Source organism: Aeromonas sp. 1805 (assembly GCF_013085525.1).
Taxonomy (GTDB): domain Bacteria; phylum Pseudomonadota; class Gammaproteobacteria; order Enterobacterales; family Aeromonadaceae; genus Aeromonas; species Aeromonas hydrophila.
The window spans coordinates 1,551,636-1,567,971 of record NZ_CP038515.1; the positions used below are offsets into that span (position 1 = coordinate 1,551,636).

Annotated in this window: 15 protein-coding genes and 1 pseudogene; 15 read left to right on the plus strand and 1 reads right to left on the minus strand. The window is 58.1% G+C overall.

Annotated elements, in window-relative coordinates; translation table 11 throughout:
• Positions 1-57: 57 nt before the first annotated feature.
• Positions 58-2,163, minus strand: a complete 2,106-nt coding sequence (locus E5E96_RS07365; protein WP_171281846.1) for a TonB-dependent siderophore receptor — start codon at positions 2,161-2,163, stop codon at positions 58-60.
• A 383-nt stretch (positions 2,164-2,546) separates the two neighbouring features.
• On the opposite strand from E5E96_RS07365, the gene mioC reads away from it, so the two are divergent.
• From mioC to glmU, 15 genes and pseudogenes are all read left to right on the plus strand, one after another.
• On the plus strand, positions 2,547-2,996 hold the full coding sequence (gene mioC, locus E5E96_RS07370; protein WP_043126228.1) for an FMN-binding protein MioC: 450 nt from the start codon (positions 2,547-2,549) through the stop codon (positions 2,994-2,996).
• A 509-nt stretch (positions 2,997-3,505) separates the two neighbouring features.
• The gene (gene mnmG, locus E5E96_RS07375; protein WP_016352399.1) at positions 3,506-5,395 is read left to right on the plus strand and encodes a tRNA uridine-5-carboxymethylaminomethyl(34) synthesis enzyme MnmG; all 1,890 of its coding nucleotides are present in this window, start codon (positions 3,506-3,508) and stop codon (positions 5,393-5,395) included.
• 20 nt (positions 5,396-5,415) lie between these two features.
• Positions 5,416-6,042, plus strand: a complete 627-nt coding sequence (gene rsmG / locus E5E96_RS07380) for a 16S rRNA (guanine(527)-N(7))-methyltransferase RsmG (RefSeq protein WP_024946269.1) — start codon at positions 5,416-5,418, stop codon at positions 6,040-6,042.
• Between the two features lie 26 nt (positions 6,043-6,068).
• Complete coding sequence (locus E5E96_RS07385; RefSeq protein ID WP_011707916.1) at positions 6,069-6,872, plus strand: ParA family protein; 804 nt, start codon at positions 6,069-6,071, stop codon at positions 6,870-6,872.
• Positions 6,869-7,777: a ParB/RepB/Spo0J family partition protein gene (locus tag E5E96_RS07390; protein ID WP_011707915.1), complete on the plus strand. Its 909-nt coding sequence runs from the start codon at positions 6,869-6,871 to the stop codon at positions 7,775-7,777. Before E5E96_RS07385 ends, E5E96_RS07390 begins: the two co-directional genes overlap by 4 nt.
• A gap of 190 nt (positions 7,778-7,967) precedes the next feature.
• Positions 7,968-8,377: pseudogene (locus E5E96_RS07395) on the plus strand (ATP synthase subunit I).
• An 8-nt stretch (positions 8,378-8,385) separates the two neighbouring features.
• Positions 8,386-9,168 carry a F0F1 ATP synthase subunit A gene (gene atpB / locus E5E96_RS07400; RefSeq protein ID WP_011707913.1) on the plus strand — a complete coding sequence of 261 codons (783 nt, stop codon included), beginning with the start codon at positions 8,386-8,388 and terminating at the stop codon, positions 9,166-9,168.
• A 58-nt stretch (positions 9,169-9,226) separates the two neighbouring features.
• On the plus strand, positions 9,227-9,469 hold the full coding sequence (gene atpE, locus E5E96_RS07405; RefSeq protein WP_005307205.1) for a F0F1 ATP synthase subunit C: 243 nt from the start codon (positions 9,227-9,229) through the stop codon (positions 9,467-9,469).
• A 52-nt stretch (positions 9,470-9,521) separates the two neighbouring features.
• A complete protein-coding gene (gene atpF / locus E5E96_RS07410; protein ID WP_011707912.1) occupies positions 9,522-9,992 on the plus strand; it encodes a F0F1 ATP synthase subunit B in 471 nt (156 codons plus the stop codon).
• Between the two features lie 13 nt (positions 9,993-10,005).
• Positions 10,006-10,539 carry a F0F1 ATP synthase subunit delta gene (gene atpH, locus E5E96_RS07415; RefSeq protein WP_011707911.1) on the plus strand — a complete coding sequence of 178 codons (534 nt, stop codon included), beginning with the start codon at positions 10,006-10,008 and terminating at the stop codon, positions 10,537-10,539.
• 15 nt (positions 10,540-10,554) lie between these two features.
• Positions 10,555-12,096, plus strand: a complete 1,542-nt coding sequence (atpA, locus tag E5E96_RS07420) for a F0F1 ATP synthase subunit alpha (protein WP_171281847.1) — start codon at positions 10,555-10,557, stop codon at positions 12,094-12,096.
• Positions 12,097-12,139: 43 nt separating this feature from the next.
• A complete protein-coding gene (gene atpG / locus E5E96_RS07425; RefSeq protein WP_011707909.1) occupies positions 12,140-13,006 on the plus strand; it encodes a F0F1 ATP synthase subunit gamma in 867 nt (288 codons plus the stop codon).
• A gap of 33 nt (positions 13,007-13,039) precedes the next feature.
• Complete coding sequence (atpD, locus tag E5E96_RS07430) at positions 13,040-14,428, plus strand: F0F1 ATP synthase subunit beta (RefSeq protein ID WP_005307215.1); 1,389 nt, start codon at positions 13,040-13,042, stop codon at positions 14,426-14,428.
• 18 nt (positions 14,429-14,446) lie between these two features.
• Positions 14,447-14,875, plus strand: a complete 429-nt coding sequence (locus tag E5E96_RS07435; RefSeq protein WP_005307217.1) for a F0F1 ATP synthase subunit epsilon — start codon at positions 14,447-14,449, stop codon at positions 14,873-14,875.
• 94 nt (positions 14,876-14,969) lie between these two features.
• Positions 14,970-16,331, plus strand: a complete 1,362-nt coding sequence (gene glmU / locus E5E96_RS07440) for a bifunctional UDP-N-acetylglucosamine diphosphorylase/glucosamine-1-phosphate N-acetyltransferase GlmU (RefSeq protein WP_029305119.1) — start codon at positions 14,970-14,972, stop codon at positions 16,329-16,331.
• Positions 16,332-16,336 lie beyond the last annotated feature (5 nt).

The following is a 16,336-nucleotide window of genomic DNA, read 5'->3' on the forward strand; positions in this document are numbered from 1 at the left end:
ATCAGAGCAACTGCAGGTGAAAAGAAGGGCGGGAACCCGGTTCCCGCCCCACTTCGATTACCAGCGGTAGTTGATGCTGCCCACTACGCTGCGCGGCTCGCCGTAGTAGCAGTAGTAGTCGCAGCTGGCCACGTAGGTATCACCCAGCAGGTTGTTGACGTTGAGCTGCGCCCGCCAGTTCTTGGCAAAGTCATACCCGATCATCGCATCCCACACGGTATGGGCCGGCACCTCGGCCGAGCCATAGATGGGGGTGTAGTCCGCATTCACGGCACCGATGCCAACGCTGGAGCCGACATAGCGCACGCCGCTACCCAGCTCCAGACCGGAGACCGGACCCTGCTGCACCTTGTAGTTGCCCCAGAAGGAGGCCTGGTGGCGCGGGATCAGACTGGCACGGCGATCGCCCTTGCCGGTGTCGTTGGTCTTGGCATCGGTATAGGTGTAGGCGGCAGTCAGGCGCAGCGCCTCGGTGGCCTGCACGCTCCCTTCCAGCTCGACGCCCTGGGAGGTCACTTCACCTGCCTGGGTCTGCTGGCCGGAACCGGTGGAGACCAGCGAGTTGGTCTGCTCCAGATCGAACAGGGCCAGGTTGATGTAGCCATCGAGGAAGCTCGGCGCGTACTTGACGCCGGTCTCGTACAGGGTGCCCTTGAGCGGCTTGTAGGATTGGCTGGTGTTGGGGTCGATCCCCGGCAGCACCTCGAACGACTCGGCATAGGCAATATAAGGAGAGAGACCGTTGTCGGCCAGGTACATCAGGCTGCCGGAGAGGGAGAGCTCGTGATCATACTGCTTCTCGTTCTTGCCCTTGGCTTCGCTGATGTTGTGGGTCTCCACGTAGTCGAAGCGACCGCCGCCGGTCAGCAACCAGCGATCGTCCCAGCGGATCTGGTGCTGGGCGTAGAGGCCGCTCTGGCCCTTGGTGCTCTTCTGGTGGGTGGCGGTGGATTCATCAAAACCGGGGAAGCCGCTGTAATCCGGGTTCATGGTATTGATGGAGCCCATGCCGTAGTTGTCGGCTTCCTGGCCTTCATTGACATGGCGCTGCAGATCTACCCCCAGCAGCAGGGTCTGTTCGGTGCTGTCGGTGTTCCAGTAACCCACCATCTGGTTGTCCATGGTGGCGCTCTTGGTGGAGCCATCGCGATAGACCAGGCCGCGGAAGGCGGTGGTGCCTTCATAGGTCGGGAAGATATAGGTCTGGCGCAGCAGCAGATCGTTGTAGTTGAAGCGGACGTTCTGCTTGAACTCCCAGGTCTGGTTGAGCTGGTGGGCCAGCTCGTAACCGGTGGAGATCTGGGTGTTGCGGTTGCGATCGTAATCCGGCTGGCTCAGGTTGGTGCTGGGATCGATCTGGCCACCGCTGGTATTGAGAGTGCCGTAAACCGGGAAGAAGCCGTTGGTCGGCACACCTTCGTCGTGCAGGAAGCTGGCCAGCAGGGTCAAGCTGGTGCGATCCGAGAGATCGAAGGTCACGCTCGGCGCCAGATAGACGCGATCGTTGTAGGTGCCGTCCAGCACGCCATCACGCTCCTTATAAAGAGCAACCATGCGGTAGCGGCTGTTGTCGGTCAGCGCATCGGAGACATCCACCCCGATCTGGCGGTGATCCCGGCTGCCGAGCTGCAGATCCAGCAGCCCCTGCGGGGTGGCGGTCGGCCGCTTGCTGATGGCATTGATCACGCCACCGGGAGGCGCCTCGCCGTAGAGGATCGAGGCCGGCCCTTTCAGCACTTCCACGCTCTCCAGGCCGAACGGCTCCGGCGTCCAGACATAGTAACCGGTGCCGAACAGGCGGTTGCCGTCCAGATAGGAGGCGGCATCGAAGCCACGCACCTTGAACCAGTCGGTATTGTTGTCGGAGCCATAGAGGCCGGTCAGCACGCCGGAGCGGTAGCGCAGGGACTCGTCAAGCTGCTGCACGGCGTGCTGATCCAGATCCTCGCGGTTGACCACTGAGACGGCGCGAGGCGTCTCGGCCATGGGCACTTCCACCTTCATGGCGGTGCCGGTGACCACCATGGTTTCGCTGGCCTTGGGCAGTTCTTTCGGTTGTTCAGCCAGCACTGGCAGGCTTGCCAGCAGGCAGGAGAGCGGCAGCAGATGCTGTGCCCCTCTCTTTCGCATCGCTGCGATTGGGGTGTTTTTTTGCGCAATCATATAAGTGTCTCAAATATCAATGAGTTGTTTCTGGTTTCTTATTATTGGTGCCCGGTCATGCCGGTCGGCCCGGTTCCTCAGGCGAATAAAGCAGCGTCATGCTACTACAGGAGCCATGATCGAATCGATTCAATAATTGCTAATCATTTGCATCTGCATTGTTACTTAACGTATCAAGGCTTCGATTGAGCAGCATATGAAGAGGGGGAACAGATCTTTTTCTGCCAGTCGACAAGAAGGCGTCAACGGAGCGTCGGGGATCCCCATTGATGGGCAAAAAGCACCGAGGATCCATTATCCCCAAGCTTTATCCATATTTATCCACACCCTTTGGCGGTAGAATCCGGCTTTCCCTCGCTTCGTCAGAAATCAGGATCCATTCCATGGCCAAACTCAATCTCGTCGTCGGTTCCATGCTGGGAGCCGCCGAATATGTCGCAGACCACGTCGCCAGCTTGCTGGAACAGGCAGGCCATCAGGCCGAGATCCACAATCCGGCCAGCCTGGCCGAGGTGCTCGCCGAGCCCGAAGCCATACTGCTGGTGGTCACCTCGACCCACGGCGCTGGCGATGTGCCGGACAACCTGCAGCCCTTCGCCAAGGATCTTGCCGAGCAGCATCCGGATCTTAAGGCATTGAAATATGGCGTGATCGCGCTGGGTGACAGCAGTTATGACACCTTTTGCCAGGGCGGCAAGACGCTGGATCGACTGTTGGCCGAGTGCGGCGCCAGCCGGATTGGAGATCGTCTGGACATCGACGTGACCCAGCACGAGATCCCGGAAGATGCCGCAGAAGGCTGGATCCGGGACTGGTTGGCATTGATCGCCTGAATGGAAGCGGGAGATCCGGCAAAAAAGGCCTTGATCTCCCCGCTTATCCCCAGATCGCTATCCACCAGGTTATTAACAGATGGATCCGGATAAGTTGTTCTACGCCGTTACCCACAACGCCGCCGAAAAATGTGTATAACTATGGTGTGAAACTCTGTAAAACCTATAGTTATCCATGTATTAGATCCAGAGCGGCAAGCCTCTGTGTATAAAAACCCTTGTTATCCCCCAGTTCACCGGGCCAGGATCCAAGCTTTTCCACAACCTGGGATCGTCTTTAACACGATGATCTTTATGATCAAAAAGTGCTTATCAACAGAAGTGGCGGATCCTAATAAAAGATCCAATAAAAGATCGATCTAAAGATCCTTAAGATCTATTTAGTGGATCCTCCCTCCATACTGAACGCTAAGTAGACGTTCCCCTCAGGGCGTGAAACAGATAGAATGTTCCGCCCTTCAGCCCAGGCAAATAAAGATCTTCAGGCGTGCAGATCAAGGTGATCCCCAATGCAATACCATGAACAATTTGATGTGATCGTCGTTGGCGGCGGTCATGCAGGAACCGAAGCAGCAACAGCGGCAGCCCGGATGGGGCTGAATACCCTGTTGCTGACCCACAATATCGATACGCTGGGACACATGTCCTGTAATCCGGCGATCGGCGGGATCGGCAAGGGACACCTGGTCAAGGAAGTAGATGCTCTCGGCGGGATCATGGCGCGCGCCATCGATCTTGGCGGGATCCAGTTCCGCACCCTCAACTCCTCCAAAGGACCGGCAGTGCGCGCCACTCGTGCCCAGGCGGATCGCCTGCTGTACAAGGCCGTCGTACGCCAGATGCTGGAGAACTACCCCAACCTGAAGATCTTCCAGCAGGCCTGTGACGATCTGATCATGGACGGGGATCGGGTTGCCGGCGTGGTCACCCAGAGCGGGATACGCATCAGTGGCAAGACGGTAGTACTGACCGTCGGCACCTTCCTGAACGGCCTGATCCACATTGGGATGGAGAACTACAAGGGCGGCCGCGCCGGGGATCCTCCCTCGATCGCCCTCGCCCAGCGCCTACGTGAACTGCCGCTGCGCATCGATCGTCTCAAGACCGGCACACCGCCGCGCATCGATGCCCGCAGCGTCGATTTATCGGTGATGCAGGCCCAGTACGGCGACGATCCGCGCCCGGTCTTCTCCTTCATCGGCGACGCCAGCCAGCACCCGCGTCAGGTGCCCTGCTACGTTACCCATACCAACGAGCGCACCCACGAGGTGATCCGCAACAACCTGGATCGCAGCCCCATGTACGCCGGGGTGATCGAGGGGATTGGGCCGCGTTACTGCCCGTCGATCGAGGACAAGATCACCCGTTTTGCCGACAAGACGGCGCACCAGATCTTCGTCGAGCCGGAAGGCCTGACCACCCACGAACTCTACCCGAACGGGATCTCCACCAGCCTGCCGTTTGACGTGCAGGTGCAGATCGTCCGTTCCGTACGCGGCTTCGAGAATGCTCACATAACCCGTCCCGGCTACGCCATCGAATACGACTTCTTCGATCCGCGGGATCTCAAGGCCAACATGGAGAGCAAGTGCATTCCAAACCTGTTCTTCGCCGGCCAGATCAATGGCACCACCGGCTATGAAGAGGCGGCCGCCCAGGGTCTGCTGGCCGGTCTGAACGCCGGTCTGCGGGCGCAGGAGAAAGATGCCTGGCATCCGCGCCGGGATCAGGCCTACATCGGCGTGATGATGGACGATCTCTCCACCCTGGGGACTCGCGAGCCTTACCGCATGTTCACCAGCCGCGCCGAATATCGCCTGCTGCTGCGCGAAGACAACGCCGACCTGCGTCTGACCGGCATCGGTCGTGAACTGGGTCTGGTGGACGACGAGCGCTGGGGCAAGTTCAACGCCAAGATGGAGCAGGTGGAGCAGGAGCGTCAGCGCATGCGCTCGACCTGGATCCACCCGCAGCATCCGTCGCTGGAAGCCGTCAATGCCCTGGTCAACACCCCGTTGACCCGCGAGCAGAGCCTGGAAGAGCTGCTGCGTCGCCCCGAGGTGACCTATGAGGCCCTGATGGCCATCGAGGGGGTCGGTCCGGCCCTGCCCGATACGGCCGCTGCCGATCAGGTGGAGATCCAGATCAAGTACGCCGGCTACATCGAACGCCAGCACGACGAAGTGGAGAAGCAGCTGCGCAACGAGAACACCCTGTTGCCGCTGGACATGAACTACCGCGACGTCAACGGCCTCTCCAACGAGGTGATCGCCAAGCTCAACGATGCCAAGCCGCAGACCATAGGTCAGGCGTCCCGCATCTCAGGCATCACCCCGGCGGCCATCTCCATCCTGCTGGTTCATCTGAAAAAACACGGCCTGCTGCGTAAAACCGCCTGAGGATCCTACCGTTGCAAAACATGCTGGAAAGATTGAACGGCCTGCTCATGCAGGCCGGAATTGTTATCACCGATACCCAAAAGACCCAGTTGGTTCAGCTTGTCGAGTTGCTGCACAAGTGGAACAAGGCTTACAATCTCACCTCGGTACGAGATCCGGACGCCATGCTGGTCAAGCATATCCTCGACAGCCTGGTGGTGAGCCAGCACCTGCACGGTGAGCGCTTCATCGATGTGGGCACCGGCCCGGGCCTGCCCGGCCTGCCGCTGGCGATCATCAACCCGGACAAGCAATTCGTGCTGCTGGACAGCCTGGGCAAGCGGATCAACTTCATCCGCCAGGTGATCCTGGAGCTGGGCTTGACCAACGTGACGCCGGTCAAATCCAGGGTCGAGGAGTATCAGCCCGAGGTCGGATTTGACGGCGTGCTGAGCCGGGCATTCGCCTCGCTGGAAGACATGCTGAACTGGTGCCACCATCTGCCGTCGGCCCAGGGCAGCTTCCTGGCGCTCAAGGGACAATTCCCCGAGCAGGAGCTGGCCCAGTTGCCCGCCAACATCCATCTGGTCGCCTCCCATCAACTGGTGGTACCGGAGCTGGAAGGCGAACGTCATCTGCTGGAATTCAAACATATCCAGCCCGAATAGGGTCGCAGTTTCATTTAGGGGACAGTGTGGGAAAAGTCATCGCCATAGCCAACCAGAAGGGTGGAGTGGGTAAAACCACCACCTGTGTGAACTTGGCCGCCTCCATGGCCGCTACCCGCCGCAAGGTGCTGGTGATCGATCTGGATCCGCAGGGCAATGCCACCATGGGCAGCGGTGTCGACAAGTACGACGTCGAGCGCACCGCCTATGAGCTGCTGATCGAGGACGCCCCCATCGGTGAGGTGATCATCCCCGAAACCTCCGGGGGCTATCACCTGATCGCCGCCAACGCCGACGTGACCGCAGCCGAAATCCGGCTGATGGAATTCTTCGCCCGCGAGATCCGCCTGCGCAATGCGCTGGCCTCGGTACGGGACAAATACGACTACGTCTTCATCGACTGCCCGCCTTCTCTCAACATGCTGACCGTCAACGCCATGGCCGCCGCCGATTCCGTGCTGGTGCCCATGCAGTGCGAATACTATGCGCTGGAAGGGCTTACCGCCCTGGTCGACACCATCAGCAAGCTGGCAGCCGTGGTCAACCCGGAGCTGAAGATCGAGGGGGTGCTGCGCACCATGTTCGATCACCGCAACCGGCTGGCCAATGATGTGTCCGATCAGCTTAAACAGCACTTCGGGGACAAGGTCTATCGCACCATCATTCCCCGCAACGTAAGACTGGCTGAGGCGCCGAGCTTCGGTGCGCCGGCCATGCACTATGACAAATCATCGGTGGGCGCCAAGGCCTATCTGGCTCTGGCTGGCGAGATCCTGCGCCGTCAGGAGCAGGAACGTCAGGTGACCATCGCAGACCGAGAGAGCATATGACGCCGAAAAAACGCGGGCTGGGCAAGGGGCTGGACGCTCTGCTCAGCACCAGCACGGCCGCGCGCCAGAAACAGGTGATGAGCGACCAGCGCACCGAACAGGCTATGGCCCCGACCAACCAGGGCGAGCTGCGCAAGCTGCCGGTGGAGTGGCTGCAATCCGGCAAGTACCAGCCGCGCAAGGATATGTCGCAGGATGCGCTGGAAGACTTGGCCAACTCCATTCGTGCCCAGGGGGTGATCCAGCCCATCGTGGTGCGTCCGCTCGGCGAGCACTCCTTCGAAATCATCGCCGGTGAGCGGCGCTGGCGTGCCTCCCAGCTGGCCCGCCTCGAGGTGGTGCCCTGCCTGGTCAAGGACGTGCCTGACGAGGCGGCCGTCGCCATCGCGCTGATTGAGAACATCCAGCGCGAGGATCTCAATGCCATCGAAGAGGCGGTCGCCCTGCAGCGGCTGCTGACCGAATTCGAACTGACCCACCAGCAGGTGGCCGAGGCAGTGGGCAAGTCCCGCACCACGGTCACCAATCTGCTGCGCCTCAATCAGCTCAACGACGACGTGAAGCGCTTCGTCGAGCACGGCGACCTCGACATGGGCCATGCTCGCGCCCTGCTGGCGCTGAGCGGCCAGGCCCAGTCCGAACTGGCGAAACTGGTGGCCCAGAAGGGGCTGACAGTGCGAGATACCGAGAAGCTGGTGCAAAAAGCGCTGGAACCGGCAAAAGCCAAGGTCGAGCCCGTCCGTGATCCCCAGTTTGGTTATCTCGAGCGCCAGATTTCAGAAAAAATTGGCAATCAGGTACAACTTCAGCCGGGAAAACAGGATAGCGGTAAGTTAGTAATAAGTTACGAGAACTTGGCGGATTTGGACCGGGTATTGGGCTATTTTGGCCTGTCAGAAACGTGATTTTTACGCTTTTTGTAGTAATAAAACATCCATTCCTTTTGATATGAACATAACCTTAATTCTGTGCGGAAAGCCGCAAAAATTAAGGATTTTTGCCATGTTGCAATAGCTGTCTTCAAGGGTATAATTTGACCGGCTTTTTGGGCTGTAAACGCGGGGTCTTCGGATCCCGATTTTTTACAGTTCTGTAATGTTCAGGGGTAGGTTGGTGAAGCAGAAAATAGCCTTGGAAGGTTTAACGCTGGCCTTGGCTATGCTCGTTTGTCAGCTCGTCCTGATCCTGGCGATCAGTACCGTCTGGTTTTACCAGACCGGTGCGTTTGCCGGACGCTCCTCCCTCTTCGGGGGGGCATGTACTGGGTTCCTCAAGCCCTGTTCACGCTCTGGGTTCTGCGCCGCAAGGTGACGAAGGAGAGTGTGGGCCTGGTTCTGCGGGACTTTTATGGTGGGGCAGGGATTAAGCTCATTACTACAACAGGACTTTTCGCCCTGATGTTTGGCGCCGGGATCGAGGTCGATACCGTCTCGTTCTTCGCCACTTATATCCTCGCCCTCGTTGTACAGTGGATAGTCTCATTCACGCTTAACAACCACTATTAGGAAAACTCATGTCTGCAACCGGAGAAGTCCTGACTCCTCAGGGATATATCTCCCACCATCTGACCCATCTGCAAGTCGGGTCTGGGTTCTGGACGGTGAATATCGATTCCATGATATTTTCCGTCTTGCTAGGCGCTCTGTTTATCTGGTCGTTCCGCCGTGTCGCCGTCAAGGCTACCAGCGGTGTGCCCGGCAAACTGCAGTGCTTTGTGGAGATGCTGGTCGAGTTTGTGAGTGGTAACGTCAAGGACATCTTTCACGGTCGTAACAAGGTCATCGCACCTTTGGGCCTGACGGTGTTCGTGTGGATCTTCCTGATGAACCTGATGGATCTGATCCCCGTTGACTTTATCCCCCACGCTGCACAGTTGATGGGTGTTCCCTATCTGCGTGTGGTTCCCTCTGCTGACGTTAACATCACCATGTCCATGGCTTTGGGCGTGTTCTTCTTGATCCTGTACTACAGCATCAAGGTCAAGGGTATCGGCGGGTTCGTGAAGGAGCTGACGCTTCAGCCTTTCAACCACCCGGCGGCCATCCCGGTTAACCTCATCCTGGAAACTGTTACGCTGATTTCCAAACCTGTTTCTCTGGGTCTTCGACTGTTCGGCAACATGTATGCTGGCGAACTGATCTTTATCCTGATTGCGGGTTTGCTACCCTGGTGGTCACAGTGGATCCTGTCCGTGCCTTGGGCAATTTTCCACATCCTGATCATCACTTTGCAGGCGTTTATCTTCATGGTGCTGACCATCGTCTATCTGTCGATGGCACAAGAAGACCATGGTTGATGCAACTCAAATAATCCTTTTTATACAATCAATTACATCTAAATAAATGGAGATCCTCATGGAAAACTTGAACATGGACCTGCTGTACATCGCTGCTGCAATGATGATGGGTCTGGCGGCTATCGGCGCGTCCATCGGTATCGGTATCCTGGGTGGCAAGTTCCTGGAAGGCGCTGCTCGTCAACCTGACCTGATCCCTGTTCTGCGTACCCAGTTCTTCATCGTGATGGGTCTGGTGGATGCGATCCCGATGATCGCCGTTGGTCTGGGTCTGTACGTGATGTTTGCGGTTGCTGGCTAAGTCTCAACGACTCCCGGACATAACCCATTAACTAACTAAGAGGACATAGGCTGTGAATATCAACGCCACCCTCCTCGGCCAAGCAATTGCTTTTTTCATCTTCGTAGTGTTTTGCATGAAGTACGTATGGCCGCCGCTGATGGCAGCCATCGAAGCCCGTCAGAAAGCCATTGCTGACGGTCTCTCTTCCGCGGAGCGTGCCAAGAAAGATCTGGATTTGGCCAAGGCCAACGCCACCGATCAGCTGAAAGAAGCCAAGCTCCAGGCTGCAGAAATCATTGAACAGGCTAACAAACGTAAAGCCCAGATCATTGATGAGGCTGCTGCCGGTGCCCACTCTGAGCGGGAAAAAATCCTGGCTCAGGGCCGTGCCGAGATCGAAGCTGAACGTCATCGTGCCAAAGAAGAACTGCGTAAGCAGGTTGCTGCTCTTGCCATTGCTGGTGCAGAGAAGATCCTGGCGCGTCAAATCGACCAGGCTGCCAACAGCGACATCGTCGACAAACTGGTAGCAGAACTGTAACGGGAACGGGGCTATGTCTGAACTGACTACAATCGCTCGCCCCTACGCCAAGGCTGCTTTCGAGTTTGCCGTTGAGCACAAGGCGGTTGACCAGTGGCTGGGGATGCTCGGCTTCGCTGCACAAGTAGCGGAAAACGAGACCATCCACAACCTGGTAAACGGCTCTGTGGCTGCTGAAGAACTGGCAAGTATCTTTGTCGGTATCTGCGGTGAGCAACTCGACGAGCATGGTCAGAACCTGATCCGGGTGATGGCTGAGAATGGTCGCTTGGGTGTGCTGCCGGCGGTCGTTGCTGAATTCGTCGCGTTCAAGGCTGAACTGGATAAAGAAGTTCAGGCTGACGTGATTTCGGCGATCGAACTGACCGACCAGCAGAAAGCCAATATTCAGGCTTCTCTGGAACAACGTCTCGCGCGCAAAGTGAAGCTGAATTGCAGCATGGATGCGTCCTTGATGGCCGGGGTGCTCATCAAGGCCGGTGATCTGGTTATCGACGGTACAGTCCGCGGTAAGCTGGATCGCATGGCTGACGCGCTGCAATCTTGATTGGGGTATTAGAGCATGCAACTGAATTCCACTGAAATCGCCGAGCTGATCAAGCAGCGCATTGCGCAGTTTGATATCAAGAGCGAAGCGCGTAACGAAGGTACCATCGTCTCTGTGAGCGACGGTATCATTCGTATTCACGGCCTGGCCGATGCCATGCAAGGTGAGATGATCGAGCTGCCGGGCAACCGCTACGCTCTGGCATTGAACCTGGAGCGTGACTCCGTCGGTGCGGTGATCATGGGTTCCTATGACGGTCTGTCAGAAGGAATGAAAGTAAAAGGGACTGGCCGCATTCTGGAAGTGCCGGTCGGTCGTGGTCTGTTGGGCCGGGTGTTGAACACCCTGGGTCAGCCGATCGACGGGAAAGGTCCAATCGACAACGACGGCTTCTCGCCGATCGAAGTGATTGCACCGGGCGTTATCGAGCGTAAGTCTGTTGACCAGCCGGTCCAGACCGGTCTGAAAGCCATCGATGCCATGATCCCTATCGGTCGTGGCCAGCGTGAGCTGATCATCGGTGACCGTCAGGTTGGTAAGACTGCCATCGCGATCGACACCATCATCAACCAGAAAGACTCCGGCATTAAGTGTGTCTACGTTGCGATCGGCCAGAAGGCCTCCACTATCGCCAACGTGGTACGCAAGCTGGAAGAGCACGGCGCCCTGGCCAACACCATCGTGGTGGTTGCCTCTGCTTCCGAAGCTGCCGCTCTGCAGTACCTGGCTCCGTATGCCGGCTGCTCCATGGGTGAGTACTTCCGTGACCGCGGTGAAGACGCGCTGATCATCTATGATGACCTGTCCAAGCAGGCCGTAGCTTATCGCCAGATCTCCCTGCTGCTGCGCCGTCCGCCAGGACGTGAAGCTTACCCGGGTGACGTTTTCTATCTGCACTCCCGTCTGCTGGAGCGTGCCGCTCGCGTCAACGCCGAGTACGTAGAGAAGTTCACCAATGGTACCGTGAAAGGCCAGACCGGTTCCCTGACCGCGCTGCCGATCATCGAAACCCAGGCGGGTGACGTATCTGCATTCGTACCGACCAACGTGATCTCCATCACCGATGGTCAGATCTTCCTGACCTCACAGCTGTTCAACTCCGGTATTCGTCCGGCGGTTGACCCGGGTATCTCCGTATCCCGTGTGGGCGGTGCTGCTCAGACCAAGATCGTCAAGAAGCTGTCCGGTGGTATCCGTACCGCGCTGGCCCAGTATCGCGAACTGGCGGCATTCGCCCAGTTCTCCTCCGATCTGGACGACGCAACCCGCAAGCAGCTGGACCACGGTCAGAAAGTGACCGAGCTGATGAAGCAGAAACAGTACTCTCCGCTGAGCGTGGCTCACCAGTCTCTGGTGCTGTTCGCCGCGGAAAAAGGCTATCTCTCCGATGTCGAGCTGAACAAGATCGTCGACTTCGAAGCCGCTCTGCTCTCTTACGCCAATACCCAGCATGCTGAGCTGATGGCTGAAATCAATGCCAAGGCCGACTACAACGACGCGATCGTTGGCAAGCTGACTGCGTTGCTGGATGACTTCAAGGCAACCCAGACCTGGTAAGCGTGTGTGGCAGCGCGAGCTGCCACCTGATGGAGAGTAAGAGATGGCCGGCGCAAAAGAGATACGTAACAAGATCGGGAGTGTGAAAAACACTCAGAAGATCACCGGCGCTATGGAAATGGTGGCAGCAAGCAAGATGCGCCGTGCGCAAGATCGCATGTCTGCCAGCCGTCCGTACGCTGAAACCATGCGCAAGGTGATCGGCCATATCGCTCAGGGGAACTTGGAATACAAGCACCCCTACCTCATCGAACGTGAGGTCAAGCGAGTGGGTTACATCGTCGTCTCCACCGACCGTGGCCTGTGTGGCGGTTTGAACATCAACCTGTTCAAGGCTGCCCTCAATGATATGAAGCAATGGAGCGCGAAAGGAGCCAAGGTTGACCTGGCTCTGATCGGCAACAAGGCCTCCAACTTCTTTGAACGGCACGGCGCCAAGGTGAAAGCTCATGTCGCAGGACTGGGCGATAACCCGAGCGTCAATGACCTGATTGGTTCAGTCAAGGTCATGCTGAAGGCTTACGACAACGGTGAGATTGACAGGCTGTACCTGGTGTACAACAAGTTCGTCAACACCATGGTTCAGCAACCACGAGTCGATCAACTGCTGCCTTTGCCCGTAACTGAAGACAGCAAGCTTGCCAAGAAACACCACTGGGATTACCTCTATGAGCCGGATCCCAAGCAACTGCTGGATACCCTGCTGATTCGCTACGTCGAATCCCAGGTCTACCAGGGGGTAGTGGAAAACTTGGCAAGTGAACAGGCAGCCCGAATGGTTGCCATGCAAGCCGCGACTGACAACGCCGGTAACCTGATTAACGATCTGCAACTGGTATACAACAAGGCCCGTCAGGCCAGTATTACCCAGGAACTGACAGAGATCGTATCCGGTGCTGCTGCGGTGTAAGGCAAGGGTTATCAAAGGTTTAGAGGATTTGACATGAGTAACGGTTTCATCGTCCAAATCATCGGCGCTGTGGTGGACATCGAGTTCCCGCAAGATGCCGTGCCCCAGGTGTACGATGCACTGAAGGTTGTCAGCGAAGGTCAAGGCCAGGGTCTGGTGCTGGAAGTTCAGCAACAGATCGGTGGCGGCGTCGTTCGTTGCATCACCATGGGCTCCTCCGACGGTCTGCGTCGTGGGTTGGAAGTAGTGAATAGCGGTAAATCCATCCAGGTGCCGGTCGGTGTATCGACTCTGGGTCGGATCATGAACGTACTGGGCGATCCGATCGACGAAAAAGGTCCGATCGGTGAAGAAGAGCGTTGGTCCATCCACCGCGCAGCTCCCAGCTACGAAGATCAGTCCAACAGCAACGACCTGCTGGAGACCGGCATCAAGGTTATCGACCTGGTATGCCCGTTCGCCAAGGGTGGTAAGGTTGGTCTGTTCGGTGGTGCCGGTGTAGGCAAGACCGTCAACATGATGGAGCTGATCCGTAACATCGCGATCGAACACAGCGGTTACTCCGTGTTCGCCGGTGTAGGTGAGCGTACCCGTGAGGGTAACGACTTCTACCACGAGATGATGGAGTCCAACGTACTGGACAAAGTATCTCTGGTTTACGGTCAGATGAACGAGCCGCCCGGAAACCGTCTGCGCGTGGCGCTGACCGGTCTGACCATGGCCGAGAAGTTCCGTGACGAAGGTCGTGATGTGCTGTTCTTCGTGGACAACATCTACCGTTACACCCTGGCCGGTACTGAAGTATCCGCACTGCTGGGCCGTATGCCTTCCGCAGTAGGCTACCAGCCGACCCTGGCCGAGGAGATGGGTGTTCTGCAGGAACGTATCACCTCCACCAAGACTGGTTCCATCACCTCCGTACAGGCCGTTTACGTGCCTGCGGATGACTTGACCGACCCGTCTCCGGCGACCACCTTCGCCCACCTGGATGCGACCGTCGTACTGTCCCGTCAGATCGCGGCACTGGGTATCTACCCGGCCGTTGACCCGCTGGACTCCACCTCCCGTCAGCTGGATCCGCTGGTGGTTGGCAAGGAGCACTACGAGACTGCTCGTGGCGTTCAGACCGTGCTGCAGCGCTACAAAGAGCTGAAGGACATCATCGCCATCCTGGGTATGGATGAACTGTCAGAAGAAGACAAACTGACCGTAGCCCGTGCCCGTAAGATCGAGCGTTTCCTGTCCCAGCCGTTCTTCGTGGCAGAAGTGTTTACCGGTTCCCCGGGCAAATACGTGCCGCTGAAAGAGACCATCCGTGGTTTCCAGGGCATCCTGAAAGGCGAGTACGACGATCTGCCGGAGCAGGCGTTTTACATGGTTGGCAGCATCGACGAAGTTGTCGAGAAAGCCAAGAAACTGTAAGCCTCGATAGGAGGGCCCATGGCAGAGATGATCTCCTTTCACCTGGACGTGGTGAGCGCTGAAGGAAAACTGTTTTCCGGTCGCGTGCAGTCCGCTCAGGTATCAGGCTCCGAAGGTGAGCTGGGTCTCCGCCACGGTCATGCTCCGTTGCTGACTGCCATCAAGCCGGGTCTGGTCCGCTTGGTGAAGCAGAATGGAACTGAAGAGGTGCTGTACATCTCCGGCGGCATGCTGGAAGTACAACCCGAAGCCGTGACCGTGCTGGCGGACACCGCGATTCGTGCCGACGATTTGGATGAGGCGAAAGCCCAGGAAGCCAAACGCGCGGCGGAAGAGCGGATCCACAGCTCCCATGGTGATATCGACTACGCCCAGGCCGCTACCGAGCTGGCCAAGGCGATGGCTCAACTGCGGGTCATCGATATCGTCAAAAAGAATTACCGTTAATAACGGTGAGGTAAAAAGCGACCTGCGGGTCGCTTTTTTTTTACTCGTTGGATAGACTCCGCCGAGTATTTCTTCATGTTCCAAAGGTCGAATTATGTCTCTCAACGTCGTGATCCTGGCTGCGGGTAAAGGTACCCGTATGCGCTCCTCCCTGCCCAAGGTGCTGCACCCGGTCGCCAACAAGCCGATGGTTTCCCATGTGATCGAGACTGCCCGCAAGGTCGGTGCCGAGCAGCTGCATCTGGTGTATGGCCACGGTGCCGAACTGCTGAAGGAGCGGATCCAGGCATCCGACCTGAACTGGGTGCTGCAGGCCCAGCAACTGGGTACCGGCCACGCCGTCGCCCAGGCCATCCCGTTCTGGCAGGACGAAGACGACGTGCTGGTGCTGTACGGCGATACCCCGCTGATCCAGCCGGAAACCCTGCAGCGGCTGCTGGCCGCCAAGGCAAGCGATGGCATGGCGCTGCTGACCGTGGTGCTGGACAACCCGACCGGTTATGGCCGCATCGTGCGCAGCAACGGCCAGGTAGTCGGCATCGTCGAGCAGAAGGATGCGAATGCCGAGCAGCTGGCGATCCGCGAAGTAAACACCGGCGTGCTGGTGGCCAATGGTGGCCAGCTGCGCAGCTGGCTGTCGCGTCTGGACAACAAGAATGCCCAGGGCGAGTTCTATCTGACTGACGTGATCGCCATGGCCCATGCCGACAACTGCCCCATCGCCGCAGTCCACCCGGACGACGCCATGGAAGTGGAAGGGGCCAACAACCGGGTTCAACTGGCCCAGCTCGAGCGCAGTTACCAGAAAATGCAGGCCGAGCGGCTGATGATCGCCGGCGCCACCCTGATCGACCCGGCTCGCTTCGATCTGCGCGGCACCCTGGAAATCGGGGAAGAGGTGGTGATCGACGTCAACGTCATCATCGAAGGCAAGGTGGTGCTGGGCAACCACGTCCGCATCGGGGCCGGCAGTGTGCTGAAGGATTGCGTGATCGGCGACCACACCGAGGTGAAACCCTACTCCGTCATCGAAGGGGCACAGATCGCCGATCAGTGCTCGGTCGGTCCCTTTACCCGGCTGCGCCCGGGCGCCGTGCTGGAGCAGGATGCCCACGTCGGCAACTTCGTCGAGATGAAGAAGGCCCGGCTGGGAGTTGGCTCCAAGTGCGGTCATCTGACCTATCTGGGGGATGCCGAAGTGGGTGCCAAGGTGAACATCGGGGCCGGTACCATCACCTGCAACTACGACGGGGTGAACAAGTTCCAGACCATCATCGAGGATGACGTCTTCGTCGGCTCCGATACCCAGCTGGTGGCGCCGGTGCGCATCGGCAAGGGGGCGACCCTGGGGGCCGGTTCCACCATCACCAAGGATGTGGCCGAGAACGAGCTGGTGATCACCCGGGTACCCCAGCGTCACATCCAGAACTGGGCTCGCCCGGTCAAGAAGAAGTGATGCCC

What these genes read in the sequence shown, in the direction of transcription:
- E5E96_RS07365 (WP_171281846.1), bottom strand. Translation starts at nt 2,163, where the DNA reads ATGATTGCGCAAAAAAACACCCCAATCGCAGCGATGCGAAAGAGAGGG.
- mioC (WP_043126228.1), top strand. Translation starts at nt 2,547, where the DNA reads ATGGCCAAACTCAATCTCGTCGTCGGTTCCATGCTGGGAGCCGCCGAA.
- mnmG (WP_016352399.1), top strand. Translation starts at nt 3,506, where the DNA reads ATGCAATACCATGAACAATTTGATGTGATCGTCGTTGGCGGCGGTCAT.
- rsmG (WP_024946269.1), top strand. Translation starts at nt 5,416, where the DNA reads ATGCTGGAAAGATTGAACGGCCTGCTCATGCAGGCCGGAATTGTTATC.
- E5E96_RS07390 (WP_011707915.1), top strand. Translation starts at nt 6,869, where the DNA reads ATGACGCCGAAAAAACGCGGGCTGGGCAAGGGGCTGGACGCTCTGCTC.
- atpB (WP_011707913.1), top strand. Translation starts at nt 8,386, where the DNA reads ATGTCTGCAACCGGAGAAGTCCTGACTCCTCAGGGATATATCTCCCAC.
- atpE (WP_005307205.1), top strand. Translation starts at nt 9,227, where the DNA reads ATGGAAAACTTGAACATGGACCTGCTGTACATCGCTGCTGCAATGATG.
- atpH (WP_011707911.1), top strand. Translation starts at nt 10,006, where the DNA reads ATGTCTGAACTGACTACAATCGCTCGCCCCTACGCCAAGGCTGCTTTC.
- atpA (WP_171281847.1), top strand. Translation starts at nt 10,555, where the DNA reads ATGCAACTGAATTCCACTGAAATCGCCGAGCTGATCAAGCAGCGCATT.
- atpG (WP_011707909.1), top strand. Translation starts at nt 12,140, where the DNA reads ATGGCCGGCGCAAAAGAGATACGTAACAAGATCGGGAGTGTGAAAAAC.
- atpD (WP_005307215.1), top strand. Translation starts at nt 13,040, where the DNA reads ATGAGTAACGGTTTCATCGTCCAAATCATCGGCGCTGTGGTGGACATC.
- E5E96_RS07435 (WP_005307217.1), top strand. Translation starts at nt 14,447, where the DNA reads ATGGCAGAGATGATCTCCTTTCACCTGGACGTGGTGAGCGCTGAAGGA.
- glmU (WP_029305119.1), top strand. Translation starts at nt 14,970, where the DNA reads ATGTCTCTCAACGTCGTGATCCTGGCTGCGGGTAAAGGTACCCGTATG.